Origin of the sequence: Bradyrhizobium sp. CW1 (assembly GCF_023100665.1) — a bacterium.
Lineage (GTDB): Bacteria > Pseudomonadota > Alphaproteobacteria > Rhizobiales > Xanthobacteraceae > Bradyrhizobium > Bradyrhizobium canariense_D.
On record NZ_CP064684.1, the window covers coordinates 2,623,234 to 2,635,695 of the forward strand.

Annotated in this window: 11 protein-coding genes and 1 pseudogene; 3 read left to right on the forward strand and 9 right to left on the reverse strand. The window is 62.9% G+C overall.

Features of this window, described 5'->3' with window-relative positions; genetic code table 11:
* Positions 1-158: 158 nt before the first annotated feature.
* On the forward strand, positions 159-569 hold the full coding sequence (locus IVB54_RS12725) for a hypothetical protein (RefSeq protein ID WP_247454860.1): 411 nt from the start codon (positions 159-161) through the stop codon (positions 567-569).
* Here IVB54_RS12725 and IVB54_RS12730 read toward each other — a convergent pair.
* The 4 genes and pseudogenes from IVB54_RS12730 to IVB54_RS12745 all read right to left on the reverse strand — a co-directional run bounded on the left by IVB54_RS12730 (position 461) and on the right by IVB54_RS12745 (position 4,555).
* Positions 461-775, reverse strand: a pseudogene (locus tag IVB54_RS12730) (PilZ domain-containing protein). The gene IVB54_RS12725 and the pseudogene IVB54_RS12730 overlap by 109 nt on opposite strands.
* On the reverse strand, positions 775-1,329 hold the full coding sequence (locus tag IVB54_RS12735; RefSeq protein WP_247454838.1) for a diguanylate cyclase: 555 nt from the start codon (positions 1,327-1,329) through the stop codon (positions 775-777). The pseudogene IVB54_RS12730 and the gene IVB54_RS12735 overlap by 1 nt, the downstream one beginning before the upstream one ends.
* A 441-nt stretch (positions 1,330-1,770) precedes the next feature.
* Positions 1,771-2,601 carry an alpha/beta hydrolase gene (locus IVB54_RS12740; RefSeq protein WP_247454840.1) on the reverse strand — a complete coding sequence of 277 codons (831 nt, stop codon included), beginning with the start codon at positions 2,599-2,601 and terminating at the stop codon, positions 1,771-1,773.
* A gap of 157 nt (positions 2,602-2,758) precedes the next feature.
* On the reverse strand, positions 2,759-4,555 hold the full coding sequence (locus tag IVB54_RS12745; RefSeq protein WP_247454841.1) for a POTRA domain-containing protein: 1,797 nt from the start codon (positions 4,553-4,555) through the stop codon (positions 2,759-2,761).
* A gap of 130 nt (positions 4,556-4,685) precedes the next feature.
* Here IVB54_RS12745 and IVB54_RS12750 point away from each other — a divergent pair, with 130 nt between their 5' ends.
* Both IVB54_RS12750 and IVB54_RS12755 read left to right on the forward strand, forming a co-directional pair.
* Positions 4,686-5,972 (forward strand): FecR family protein, encoded by a 1,287-nt coding sequence (locus IVB54_RS12750; RefSeq protein WP_247454843.1) that lies wholly within the window; start codon positions 4,686-4,688, stop codon positions 5,970-5,972.
* Between the two features lie 59 nt (positions 5,973-6,031).
* Complete coding sequence (locus IVB54_RS12755; protein WP_247454845.1) at positions 6,032-8,770, forward strand: EAL domain-containing protein; 2,739 nt, start codon at positions 6,032-6,034, stop codon at positions 8,768-8,770.
* A 197-nt stretch (positions 8,771-8,967) separates the two neighbouring features.
* On the opposite strand, the gene IVB54_RS12760 is transcribed toward IVB54_RS12755, so the two are convergent.
* From IVB54_RS12760 to IVB54_RS12780, 5 genes are all read right to left on the reverse strand, one after another.
* Complete coding sequence (locus tag IVB54_RS12760) at positions 8,968-9,711, reverse strand: hypothetical protein (protein WP_247372835.1); 744 nt, start codon at positions 9,709-9,711, stop codon at positions 8,968-8,970.
* Positions 9,708-10,124, reverse strand: coding sequence for a phage holin family protein (locus tag IVB54_RS12765; RefSeq protein WP_018454880.1), 417 nt, complete (start codon positions 10,122-10,124; stop codon positions 9,708-9,710). Before IVB54_RS12765 ends, IVB54_RS12760 begins: the two co-directional genes overlap by 4 nt.
* Positions 10,121-10,720 (reverse strand): hypothetical protein, encoded by a 600-nt coding sequence (locus IVB54_RS12770; RefSeq protein ID WP_247296978.1) that lies wholly within the window; start codon positions 10,718-10,720, stop codon positions 10,121-10,123. Before IVB54_RS12770 ends, IVB54_RS12765 begins: the two co-directional genes overlap by 4 nt.
* Before the next feature lie 92 nt (positions 10,721-10,812).
* On the reverse strand, positions 10,813-11,796 hold the full coding sequence (locus IVB54_RS12775) for a DUF3618 domain-containing protein (RefSeq protein ID WP_247361406.1): 984 nt from the start codon (positions 11,794-11,796) through the stop codon (positions 10,813-10,815).
* Positions 11,797-12,250: 454 nt separating this feature from the next.
* Complete coding sequence (locus IVB54_RS12780; RefSeq protein ID WP_018454877.1) at positions 12,251-12,436, reverse strand: hypothetical protein; 186 nt, start codon at positions 12,434-12,436, stop codon at positions 12,251-12,253.
* Positions 12,437-12,462: the final 26 nt, after the last annotated feature.

Consider the following 12,462-nt stretch of genomic DNA (forward strand, 5'->3'; position numbering starts at 1 on the left):
CGGAAGGCGTGCCCGGCGTGCGGTAGGCCGATGAAGATTGTGCCCGACGTAGCTCTGGAAGGGGGATGAGCGGATGCCTGGAGTATCCCGCAAGCAGCACCATCGCTATCTCATCAACACAGCCGGACGCGAGGCTTCAGCCTGTACGACGGGGATGATTGGGCCGGCTACGTTGCGTCGACACCGTCGGCCATATCGGACCAGTCGCGGTCCTGCAGTTCAGCGCCGCTGCCACCGCCCTCACGACAGCGCTCCGCCTGGCCGTCGAGAGTGGCGGACCGCAAGTATCGGCATTTCTGCCGGGCGCCAGCGAAGCCGGCCTGACGATGGCCTTCGAGCACGGCATGCGGCTTAAGTTTCCGATGCTGCTGATGTCATCCCGCGATTTCGGCAGTTGGGCCCAGTACCTGCCCCGGGCTTTATGTGAAGCGACCAAGCTTTCTTCGCCATCCAGGTTTGGTCAGCGGGTGCCAGTAGGTTGGGCTTTCATCGGTCTTTTGTGGTCCTGTCTGATGAAGGTCACGCCGACTTCGCCGCCGTTTACCCACCCCAGTTCGCATCGGCGATAAGCAATGCCCGGTGGACGAGAGCACCAGGAAAAACTCCTTCAAAAGCGGCCCCTCCACGGAGCCCTCAATGAAAGCTTGGCTCCGACGTCAGATACGTCTTTCAAAGTGCAAGCGCGCTGCCGCGTTCCGTCGATCGCCATCATGCTCGCCGAAATGGCCCGCTCGAACTCAACTCGCCATGTCCCTCGCTTGTCCGGTGCTCTCATCACGCGCCCTCCAGATCAGGCAGTGAGGGCACCAGCGACGGCATTTCCAGGCGCGAGGATACCAGCGAGGAGTCTGCGACCGAGCAGTCCCGGCCCTGTTCCTTTGCGTGGTACAAGGCGATGTCAGTGTCACGGGTGAGCGCCAACTCATCCGTGGTGGCGTCGCCCTTTTCGGCAACGCCCAGGCTTATCGTCACGTACTTTCGTGGCGAGCGCGGATGGTGGATCTGCAAACGAGCGACCAGCATCCGAATCGCGTCGGCCACCTTCACCGCCGTTTCTTCGTTCACGCCGGGCAGGATCACCGCGAACTCCTCGCCGCCATACCGCGCCGACAATCTTCCCGTGTTTGCGGTGGCGCTTCCGATCACCTCGGCAATGCGCTGGAGGCAACCGTGCCTGGCCTGGTGGCCCAGGGCGCCCTTGAACTGGTCGATGTCGATCAGCAGCACCGATAGAATGGCGTGCTTGACATAGGCCTCCCGCAGGAAGGCATCGAAGCTGCGCCGGTTCGCGAGCCTCGTCAGACCATTTGTGGTCGCGAGCTGCGCCAATCTGAGGTTGGCCGATGACAGCGCGCCAGAAGCGGACGGGACAAGAGTACTTCCTCCATTTCAAAATTACGCTAGGCAGGAGCGGACGACGTGCCCGCGCTTGAGGGCACTGCAACCAGCAGGTAAATTCGTCTTAAATGCCGGTGCATAGGGAAGCCCTGCGTGTTGTTGGCTCGCGACGCCGTCCTCATCCGCAACACGAACCCGGAAACTGCGAGAGGTCGATGCGGGCGATGATCGACCGCAGCAGCTTGCGAGCCGAACGATAGAGATGCCGGGCGAATCTCGGCGTCCTTGCCGCGGGCAGGCCAAAGCTTGTCGTATCGAGTCTTTTTGTATCAAGGCTTTCGATGGAGTGCGACACGTGCCTCTCCGAGATGGCGAGGCCCTTTCTATCGTGGTCGGCTCGCGGCAGCCTTGATCTGCCGCAAAGGGGCCGGACTAATAGTCGCCGGGGTTCATGATCATCGGGCTTCGTGTATCGGCCGGGGCGAGCGCGCTGCTGGCGCTGTCGCGCAGGAAGCGGTCGAGTGTCGCCTGGATCTTCTCCTTGACCGCATCGGGACCGCGATCGCTCATCTCGGTATGCTGTGCGCCAGTGTGGATAATGTCAATGCCGCGCGCCTTGGCCTCTTCCGGCGTCGGCAGCACGCCGGGATCGGTTACAAAATGCGGATCCTTCGAGCGGAACGACAGGATCTTCATGTTGTCGCTAAGCACGAACGGCACCCGCAGATTGTCCAGCGTGATCACTTTCGACACCAGCTCCGGGTGCTGATGGGCGACATACATCGAAACGTCGCCACCGTTGGAATGGCCGACGAGCGTGACGTGGTCGTAGTCGGCGTTCTCCTGCCGCCGCTTCAACTCGCCCAAGGTGAAGAGGATGTTGGCCTCGCAGCGGATATAGACATCGCGCCGGCCGACATATTGCTGACCGGCCTTGGTCATCAGCGGCGGATCGCTCGGCAGATCCTGCTGGATGCTGGCGACGAGATAACCGCGTGCGGCGAGCACGTTGGCTAGGAAGGAATATTCAGTGGCCTTGACGGTATTGCCGTTGCTGATGATGGCGAGCGGGAGCTTCCAGAGGCCGAGATTGGCCTTGGTCTCGTAATCGCGCCGTACAGCGATTTCGACCGCAATCGGCCGCTGGCGGGCGGCGTCGAACAGGGTCAACACCTCATGGCGGATCGCGAACCGGCTGACCACGAAATACTGGCCGACGCCGAGGACGCAGAGAAACGCCAGAACTGCAAACACCCTTTTCATGGTTCCGTCTCAAATCACTTTTGACTGAACATGGCCATTGGGAACTCCCGGATCGAGCGATCGTGAGCAGGTTACGGGATTAAATTTAGGCAAGGCTGTGGGCCTGGGCCCAAAAAGGGGCCGCATGTCGCGGGCGACAGCGCGAAGGACAAGGGGTTTACAGACAACCGCCCTTGCCGCGTTCGGAGCAGAGCCGCAACGCGCTTGACAGGGTAAACAGGAAGCGCGGGCTGCGGCGCTCGTTGTCGGGCGCCCGGTAGCTCAGGGGGACGGCCACGCCGAGATCGGCCTGGAAATCGTCCGGCAGGAAGAACCGTACGCCAGCTCCGGCGGAGGTCAGCGACAGGCCCTCGCTCAGGCGGTAACCGTGGTTCCAGACTGCGCCGGCGTCACCGAAGGCGTAGAGCTGATAGCCGGTCCAGTAGCGGAAATTGAGCTTCTGGTCGAAGCGCAGTTCGAGCGAGCCGGCAAGACCGTTGTCACCGCTGATCTCGGCTGCGCCATAGCCGCGCCCGAAGGCGGCGCCGCCGAGATAGAATTGCTGCGAGGTGAACAGCGGCCGTGACGCCGTCTGGCTCGCAGCCGAGAGCTTGAGCGACCAGACGTCGTTGAGCGTCTGGTAGCGCGTGAACCAGAGGTTCAGCACGGAGAAGTTCGATGACGCGCCGTCGCGCGACAACAGGTCGTCGTCGAAATGCGAGGCACCGAAGATGTCGAGCCCCTGACGGTAGGTCAGCGTCGCGAAATTGGTGCCGCCGAAATGATCCTGGAGCCGGTAGTCGGCGGTCAGGCTCGCGGTCCTGATGTGGTCGTTGTACCAGGGGCCGTAAAGGTCATGCTCGGACACGTTGCTGAAGGTCGTCGCCGTGGTCAGGGTCAGCGAGGAGGATTGCGACTGCAATGGGACGATGCTGGCACGCAGCTCGAACGCCTCGGTCGTGGTGATGTCGCTGTCGAGGCGGCGGGCATCGCCCGGCCTAACCGCGCTATACAGCACGGACCCGCCGAGACGCACGCCGTCGACACCGACCGGTGCATCGTAGGACAGCCGTGCGAAGCCGAGCTGGCGGGGGTCATTGGCGATGGTCGACAGGTTGACCCCCAGCGTGTCGCCGGGCGTGAGATAGGAATTGAACGCGCCGGTCGCGTAGGTCTGCCACGGACCGACTGATGATGAGCCGAGATTGTCCAGACCGAATGAGGAGAAGACGTGCCATGTCTTCAAATAGACGATGAGGCGGAAGCGGCCGGTTGCACCGCCGATCTCCTCCAGTGCGGTATCGGTGATCCGGACGCCAGGTCTGCCGCCAATGAGAAAGAGCTGGCGTTCCAGCGTTGCTAGGCGCGACGGTTGCTCGGCCAGAACCGGCCCAAGCATCGGTCTAACGCCGAACTGCTCGGCGCCGTCGCCTTTCAGCTCTGCCTGCACGATGGCGCCTTCGATCACCTGGATCCGGAGCAGGCCGTCGGCAATGTCCTGCGTCGGCACGATCGCACGGCTCAAGTGAAAACCATCGGCGCGGTAGAGATCACTGATCGCGCCGGCGATCGCGGCGAGATCCGCCTGCGAAACCTTCTTGCCGACATAGGGCTGGTAGACCGCGGCGATGCGATCGCGGGAAATGGCCCGGGCTCCGCTGACCTCGATGCCGCGCAGCACGAACTGAGGCTTGGTATCGCCGCCGGTGTTGGGCTGGTCGACTGTCGGGAGCCTGACCGGCGGACGGTTCAGCGATTCCCGCTCGGCTTGGTTTTCAAAATATTTCTGAGGTTGGCGCGGATCGAACCCTGGCTGGTTCGCCTGCTGCGCGAAAGCCTGAGGAACTCCCGCGAAGATCGGCGCCAACAGCACCGCTGTGGTAACGACATGCCGCTTCCCAACGCGCGCGACTCGCTTGTCCCCGTAGTTTGACGGAGATGCGCCCGTGAAGCGGTAGGGGTTCGTTAGCCACATGATTTTTCATAGTTTTTTATGGTCAACGAATGGTTAACGCGACCGCTCCGGTGGCCGCTTCCTGCTAACCCTATGTTGAGTGATTTCGGATACCCCTCAAGGCCGGCTGTAACGGGGACTGAGGATCGTCATGCTGAGCAAAATTGGAATGCGGTGCGCCTTCGCGGCTGCGCTGATCCTGGGAACGGCCTCCGTCGCATCCGCCGCGGACGAGGGCGTCTGGTCGGTCGGCAAGGCCAGCGGCGAGGTCTGGGTCGCCACCAGCGGCGCGCAGCAGGTTTCGCTGAACCAACAGGAGGCACTCAGGCCCGGCGATACCATTCGCACCGGACGAAATGGCCGCGTGCTGCTCGTCCGCGGCGAGGAAACGATCCTGATCTCTCCCAACTCGGTGGTGGGTTTACCGACCGAGAGCAAGGAAGGCCTTTCGACCACCATCATCCAGCAGGCAGGTTCGATCCTGCTCGAGGTCGAGAAGCGCAACGTCAAGCATTTCGAGGTCGAGACGCCCTATCTCGCCGCTGTCGTCAAGGGAACGCAGTTCAGCGTTACCGTGAATGCGGGCAGCACCAAAGTCGGCGTGCTCCGCGGCCAGGTCGAGGTCTCCGACTTCAAGACGGGACAGATCGCCCAGGTCCTGCCGGGGCAGGCCGCCACCGTCTTCGAGCATGGCAAGCCCGGCCTTTCTCTCAGCGGCTCCGGGACCTTCAATCCGATCGAGCACGGCAAGCCGCGCGCCTCGAGCATCGAGCGCGTCCCCGTGCCGAAATCGGGCCTGTCGGCCCCGCGCAACGCCGCGAACGGCCATGCGATCCATGCGCTCGGTCCGATCGACAAGGGCGCCAAGGCGGCCGCCGCGCCCAAGCCATCGCAACAGGCGGCCGGAGCTCACGCGCCCAAGGGCGGTGCTGCCAAGGCTGATGCTGCAAAGCCCGGCGTCGTGCGCATCTCGAGTTCGCTGGGCGAGGTCAAGCTGAACGTCCACAAGGTCACGCACGGGCTCGCCCACGGCGGCGGTGCCCCCGGACAGGCGCGCAACTCTTACGCCAGCACCGAGACGGTCTGGGGCGACTCGAAAGCGGGCACAACGGCATCCAACGGCACCGCCCAGACTGCGGTGACCACGAGCAGCGGCGTGACGGCTGGCACCAGTTCGTCGGCTGCGAGCACGACAATAGCCGCCACCACGGCCGGTGCATCCAGCGACGGCTCTGGCGGCGGCAACGGAGACTCCGGTGGCAAGACCAAACCGGACAAGGGCAAATCCGGTAACGGCAATTCCGGCAGTGGGAATTCCGGCAATGGTAACGGCAACAACGGCGCCACCGGTAACGGCCGGGGTAACAATGGCAACGGCAATGGCGGCGGCAACGGCAGCAATGGTCACGGCAATGCCCTTGGCCACAACAAGCACTGAGGCGATGTCTTAGGGGATGAGGGGGCGCACCTGCGGAAGCGGGTGCGCAGGAGGATCGGGTGGGACGCTTTCGGCCGCATATTCTTGTCGTGACAGCGCTGGCGATCGTGCTGTCCACGGGGTGGCATGGTGCGCTTCGCAACGCGCTGACCGACCTGCGGTTCGCCTGGCAATCGCGTGCCGCGACCGGCAATGTCGTCGTGGTGGCCATCGACGCGCCCTCGATCGATCAGATCGGGGTGTGGCCCTGGCCGCGCCGGCTGCACGCGGAACTGTTGCACAGGTTAGAGGCCGCGGGGGCGCAGGACGTCGCTTTCGACGTCGATTTCAGCTCGCCATCCGATCCGGCCTCCGACGAGGCTTTCGTCAAAGCGCTGCGTGAGGCCGGGGGCTCGACCATCCTGCCGTCCTTCAAGCAGCCCGCGCCGAATGGCGGCGCAGCTCACATCAATCGCCCCCTGAAGCCGTTCGGCAACCAGTCGTGGCCGGCGCTGGTCAATGTCGCGATCGAATCCGACGGGCTCGTTCGCCGCTATCCGTTCGGCGAGAAGCTCGGCGAGGCCGTGATGCCGTCGATGGCCGTCGTGCTGGCCGGGCAGGACGCCAATCGGCGGCCGCCTTTCCTGATCGATTTCAGCATTCGGGCGGGCTCGGTTCCGAGTGTCTCCTACGTCGACGTGCTCCGCGGCGAAACCGCCACTCTCGACAAGCTGAGAGACAAGAAGATTATCATTGGAGCGATGGCGCTCGAACTCGGCGACCGCTTCAGCGTTCCGAATGGCCGCATTATCTCCGGACCCATCCTCCAGGCGCTGGCAGCGGAATCGATCCTCCAGAACCGGATGCTGCGCTGGACCTCTGATACCGGCATGATCCTGGGTCTCGCTGGGATCTGCCTGCTGATGGTGTATTCGTGGCGCCGCTTGGGACCGGGAATTCGCGCCGCAATCCTGATCTCGGTCGGGGCGGTTTTCGAGCTGGTGGCGGTCCTCGTGCAGGCAAGATGGCCCTTCATCATCGACACATCGCTGTTCCACATCGCGATTGTCGCCTATCTGACGGCAATTGCACTCGACGAAATCGATTTCCGAGGTCTCCTGGGGCGCATCGCCGAAAGCCGCTTTCATCGTATCGCGATGTCACTCGGCGATGCCCTCATCTGCACCGACGAAGATCAGCTCATCACCGTGTGGAATCCCGGCGCCAGTGCGATCTTCGGCTATCTGCCCGCCGAGATCATCGGCCGCCCGTTCGAAACGTTGTGCGCCGTGGCGGGGGACGGTGACGCGAGGCCGTCCATGCGCGACGCCGCGCGCCAGGCACTCCTGGTCCCTGGCGGGGCGGTCGTCGTCGAGTTCGAAGGGCGGCGCAAGAACGGTGAAACTTTCCCGGTCGAGGCGAGCTTCTCGGGCTGGCAGGGAACGGACGGCTTCCAGTACGGAGCCATCCTGCGCGATATCTCGGTCCGCAAGCGTGAGGCCGAACGCGTCAGATATCTCGCCGAGTACGACGCGCTGACCGGTCTTGCCAACCGCAACACGCTGCATGCAGGACTGGTCGGCATGATCGCGGATGCGGGGCAGCGCCCTTGCGAGGTCGCGCTGCTCGTGATCGGGCTCGACGGCTTCCAGAGCATCAACGACATGCTCGGTCATTCCGCCGGAGATCTCGTGCTGCAGGCGGTCGCTGGTCGCCTGAGAGCCGAGGCGTGCGGCGCTGTCGTTGCCCGGCTTGGCGGAGACGAATTCGCCATTGCGCGCAAAGGCGCCGATGGCGACGAGCCGATCGCGGAGTACGCCGAGCGCATGGCGCGCGCCTTCGAAGCGCCGCTTGCGACCGGCACGCGGCAGCACCGCGTCAGGCTCAGCATCGGCGTCGCCATCCATCCGGAAGGTGGCCACAACGCCGACGATCTCCTGAGCAATGCCCATCTCGCTCTGAGCAAGGCAAAGCTGACGCGGCGCGGCGGCCATGTGATCTTCGAGAGCGCGATCCGGGAGGAGCTGGAGAACCGGCTGACGCTGGAAAGCGAATTGGCACTTGCCGCCGATCGCGGCGAGTTCGAGCTGTTCTATCAGCCCCAGGTTCGCCTGATCGACGCCAGCCTGGTCGGGGCCGAAGCGCTGATCCGTTGGCGGCATCCCGTGCGCGGCTACGTTTCGCCCGGAGAGTTCATGCCCGTGGTCAATAGCTCGGCCCTGTCCGAGCGGATCGGCAACTGGGTAATGGAGACCGCCTGCCGGCAGGCACGCGCCTGGGAATTGTCCGGCGACAGCGTGCGCGTCGCGATCAATTTGTCGCCCTCGCAGTTGCACTCCGGCGATTTGGCGCATTCGGTTGCGGGGATGCTCGAAGCGACGGGGCTCACGCCGTCGCTGCTGGAGCTCGAGGTCACCGAGGACATCCTGCTTCATGACGAAGCCCGCGTGCTCGACATGTTCAAACGCATCCAGCAGCTCGGCGTCCGCGTCCTGTTCGACGATTTCGGTACCGGGTATGCGAGCCTGAGCTATTTGAAGAAGTTTCCGCTCGACGGGCTCAAAATCGACCGCTCGTTCGTGCTCGGTCTGCTCGCGGATTCCGACGATGCCGCGATCGTCGGGTCGACCATCGGTCTCAGCAAACAGCTCGGTCTCACGGTCGTGGCCGAAGGCATCGAGAACCGCGCGACGGCCGATTTCCTGGTGAGCATGGGATGCGAGGAAGGCCAGGGCTATTTCTTCGGCCGTCCGATGCCGGCGGAAGCATTCGAGCGGCAATTCTTCGCAGCCGAGTGCGCCGCCGTCAGTGCCGCCTGAACACTTGAGCTTCGCGATCAAGATCCCATAAGGTCGCTTTCAACAGCCACTTCTGAGCGATGCGAAGCAGATCTACTGCTACGAGGAGCGCTGATCACGAATCGGGAGCGCGAGCTGGGCCCCTAGATGATGCGCTGATGTTGTACGCGGAATAATTCGGAAGAGTCGCCGCGGACGTCGCGACGACTCTTCAGTGGTCACAGCACATTAGGCGACTTGGCCCTTTCACGGGCTGCTTCGACTGCATCCATCCCGGTCTGCCTGATTCGATCCAGAGCCTCGCCGCCGGTATCGGAGACCTCTGCTAACAGCGTGTCGGAGTTTTCGCGCAACGCCTGCGAGACGGCACCAACACGGCTGTTCAGGTCGGCCTTCACAGCATCGCTGGTCTCTCCGACATACTCATTCTCAATGTCGGTGGTTCTAAATGCCCCTGCGACTGCGGCGCCAATGGCCAAGCCGACGACGCCAAGCACCAGCGGTTGCTTTTCGAGCACATCAGACAATGACGACTTTGCTTTTGAGACGGCTTCGCCGCCCGGAATCTGGTCGCGCACTTTAGCGAAGCCGTCCCGCGCCATCTCTAGGCCGTCCTCGAACTGAGCCCTCATCTTGTCCGCGGTTCCTGACAGAACGCCGGATGCAGCGTCCTTGGCTGACTGCAACGTGTCTTCGCCATCGAGGGACCCTATGTGATCCATTTCGGGCGCCGTGGGCGGCGCCGCAGTGCGCTGGATCGCCGATGCCGCAGTCCGCATCGTGCTCACCCCGCCATCGACCACACCGGACGCGGCGGCCGCCGTCGACCGAGCTGCGCCCTTGATCCTGTCGTCACCAGCCATAAGCCACAGCGCGCCGCCTCCAATTAGAACGGCGGCAAGGGGATTTTCCTTGGCCGCTGCGACCAGATTGTCGAAAAAGCCGGTTTGCGTGCTCCTCATCGGACCATTCCCTTCACGGTGTCCTTGTCCTTTTCCAGCTGCCGGATGGTCTCCCGCGGCGCAAGATTACGGGCGTCCATCCGATTGATGCCGACCGCAAACAGCACGCCCGCAATGGCGCCAGCGAGGATCGCGGATGTCAGGTAGGAAAGCGGTTGCGACCATCCCGCGGAGATCAACGCCGCCGACAATGCGAACAGCGCCATCACAATGGCGGGGGTCACCAGAAGGGCGCCACCGGCAATGAAGCCTGCTGCTCCCGTTATCTTCTGCACTCTGTCGCTGAGTTCAGCCTTGGCCAAGTCGATTTCGTTCTGGAACAGCTTGGCGAACTGCCCCATCGCGTCCGCTACAAGCGTGGAGATGGTCCGAAGATCGTTCTGGCTTGTCTTGATATCGTGCTGAATGGTCATGATACGCTGCCGCCTTTGAAGGACGTCGTTCGCTGCGGATTGTTGCCGGATACCGATGAGCCCTGCATGGAAGCCTGCCCGGCTCCCGTGGAAGACGTGCTTCCGCGCCACGTGTCGCCCTGCGTCGACGACGTTCCACTACTCATCCCAGGTCGCGATGAAGGCGAGTCACCGCCGGAGGCCTTCAGGAAACGGACGGCGGCGAAACCGGCGAGCACCGAAACGCCAAGGAAAGCGGCAGGCTGACGCTTTGCGAAATCGGTTGCGCCATCGAGGAGATCGCGGAAGCTGCCGTTGCGGATCTTCTCGGCGGTATCTTCAACATAGTCCGCGGCGGAGTTGATGCCGCGGGCGGCAAAAGGCACATCGCTCTCGAAGGCGCGAGCCGCTTCCCGAACATTGCCGGCAAGTCGCTCAATGAACTCGGCTCCAGTCCGCTGCTGCTCGCGTGCCTGGCCGCGAATCTGGTCCATGGTCCCCGAAGCGAGGTCCTTGGCCGCATCCCCGGCTTCCTTGAACTTGTCCTGGGCGATGTCAGCGGTTGCCCGGAAGGCCTCGTCGGCCCGCTGCTTCACAGTCGCTCCAGCCTCCGCCATTTGGTCCTTCAGGTTCTTCGGAGAACCCGCGTTCCGATCTTCATTTGAATTCGTGCCTCTGCTCAGGTCTAGATCGCTCATGGTGTGTTCCTTCAGGTATTGGAATTGCGGGAGGGATTGAAAGCGGCTCCGACGACGTCGTCGGCGGCTGTCTTGAGCGAGTCAGCGAGGTTCTGAGTCATGCGGCTGGCATGCTCACCGAGGCCGGCCTCGGCGACTCTGCTTGTTGCCGCGTCGGCTGCCGACATTGCGGCATCTTTGGCGGCGTCAAATCCGGACTGAGCGGCCTCGGCGGCGGCCCGCTTCACGCCGTCGCTCGCCTGGCTCATGGCCTTGGCTTCAACCTTGGTTTCCGGAAGAGCGGCTGCGATAATGGCTCCGATCGCCACCCCAAGACCGGCGATTAGCGCGGCATTATCGCTAATGATCGCGCGAGCTTGTTCGGGCGCCCTTCCGGCAGCGTCCTTAGCTGCGGAGGCACTGTCCTTCGCCGCATCCACCCCGCTCTTGAGCTTTTCGCCAATCGTCTCGGCGGCCTGGGAGGCCCGTGCGCGTAAATCCGCCGCGAGACCGGCAGTCGAATCTTGCGCCTCGTCGGCCATGCTCGCGGCCTGATTGCGGGCGGAAGATAGTTGATCCCTGAGATCGCCTTGCATGGCGCGCGCTCGATCCGCCATGTCCTCGAAAACCTCGTTCGCCTTGTCCATCGCAGGGCCGGAAACCTCGGCGGCGCGGTCTCGCACGGTTTTCGAGGTGAGCGCCAAGCCGGCACCGATCATCAAAAGCGGCAAGGGGACACCACGCGCCAAGCGTAGGAGTGGAACCACCACGGCGGTCCCGGCGGCCACGCTCCGCATCGGGTTGTCCATAACTTGCTGTTTCAGTCCGTCCACCCAGCTCTTCGTCGTGTGGGTGACATAGTCGGATACTTCCGACTTGATGTGCTGCGGCGACACCTTATGGCGGATGTCCTCGGCCGTCTCCGAGACCTGCTCTTTCAGCCGATCGACCGTAGCGGCCAACTCAGCGCGACTTCGCTCGGACTCACGCCTCAATTCTTCCACGGACCGCGTCATCACATCCCTCTCTCGCTTTTCGGATTTCTTGTATTCAAACTCACGGTTTTTTGAATTGTTCCTATGAGCCGCTTCGCAGTGGATTCGATCCACAGAGCGCACCTGGGATGGGCGAGAGCGCGACCTGATCTTCGTCAAAGTCGAGACCGCAATACAACTCAGGAGCCATTAGCGGCAGCTGCGATAGGAGTAGATATCAGCCAACGGGCGCAGGTGGCCTTATGGTCTACCCCACGTGCGGCCCGGGGCGTCGACCGTCGTCCGTGGTGTGCACCGCTACTGCAAGCCCTTCTTGTCATAAGCAGCAATTCTGGTGCCGAAGAGGATCGAAAGAGCCGGAGCTGTGATTGAGGACCCAACTGGCTGAGCGCCAGGAACGAACCAGCTGAACGACAGCCGATCTCCGGTCAGGAAGAGTGGCGCACATGAGCTCTGGACGATCGCCCAGCGGCATCTAGTCAGCTTCTGGACTCGCCGGATCGGGGGCAGAAATCTGCAGTCCCGCCTCGTTGAGAGCATCCGCAATTTGCTTCGCGAGCAGCTTGGCTTCTTCAATTCCTATTTTTGCGTCTGGGTAATGTGCAAAAAATGCGCAAATGGTCGTGGAGATAATCGTATTCACCTGGTGCGGATCAATCATTCTACGGCACTCGAAAATGCCGCTGC

Coding starts and splice junctions, on each gene's coding strand:
- IVB54_RS12740 (WP_247454840.1), bottom strand. CDS start 2,601: ATGAAAAGGGTGTTTGCAGTTCTGGCGTTTCTCTGCGTCCTCGGCGTC.
- IVB54_RS12745 (WP_247454841.1), bottom strand. CDS start 4,555: ATGTGGCTAACGAACCCCTACCGCTTCACGGGCGCATCTCCGTCAAAC.
- IVB54_RS12750 (WP_247454843.1), top strand. CDS start 4,686: ATGCTGAGCAAAATTGGAATGCGGTGCGCCTTCGCGGCTGCGCTGATC.
- IVB54_RS12760 (WP_247372835.1), bottom strand. CDS start 9,711: ATGAGGAGCACGCAAACCGGCTTTTTCGACAATCTGGTCGCAGCGGCC.
- IVB54_RS12765 (WP_018454880.1), bottom strand. CDS start 10,124: ATGACCATTCAGCACGATATCAAGACAAGCCAGAACGATCTTCGGACC.
- IVB54_RS12770 (WP_247296978.1), bottom strand. CDS start 10,720: ATGGCGGAGGCTGGAGCGACTGTGAAGCAGCGGGCCGACGAGGCCTTC.
- IVB54_RS12775 (WP_247361406.1), bottom strand. CDS start 11,796: ATGACGCGGTCCGTGGAAGAATTGAGGCGTGAGTCCGAGCGAAGTCGC.
- IVB54_RS12780 (WP_018454877.1), bottom strand. CDS start 12,436: ATGATTGATCCGCACCAGGTGAATACGATTATCTCCACGACCATTTGC.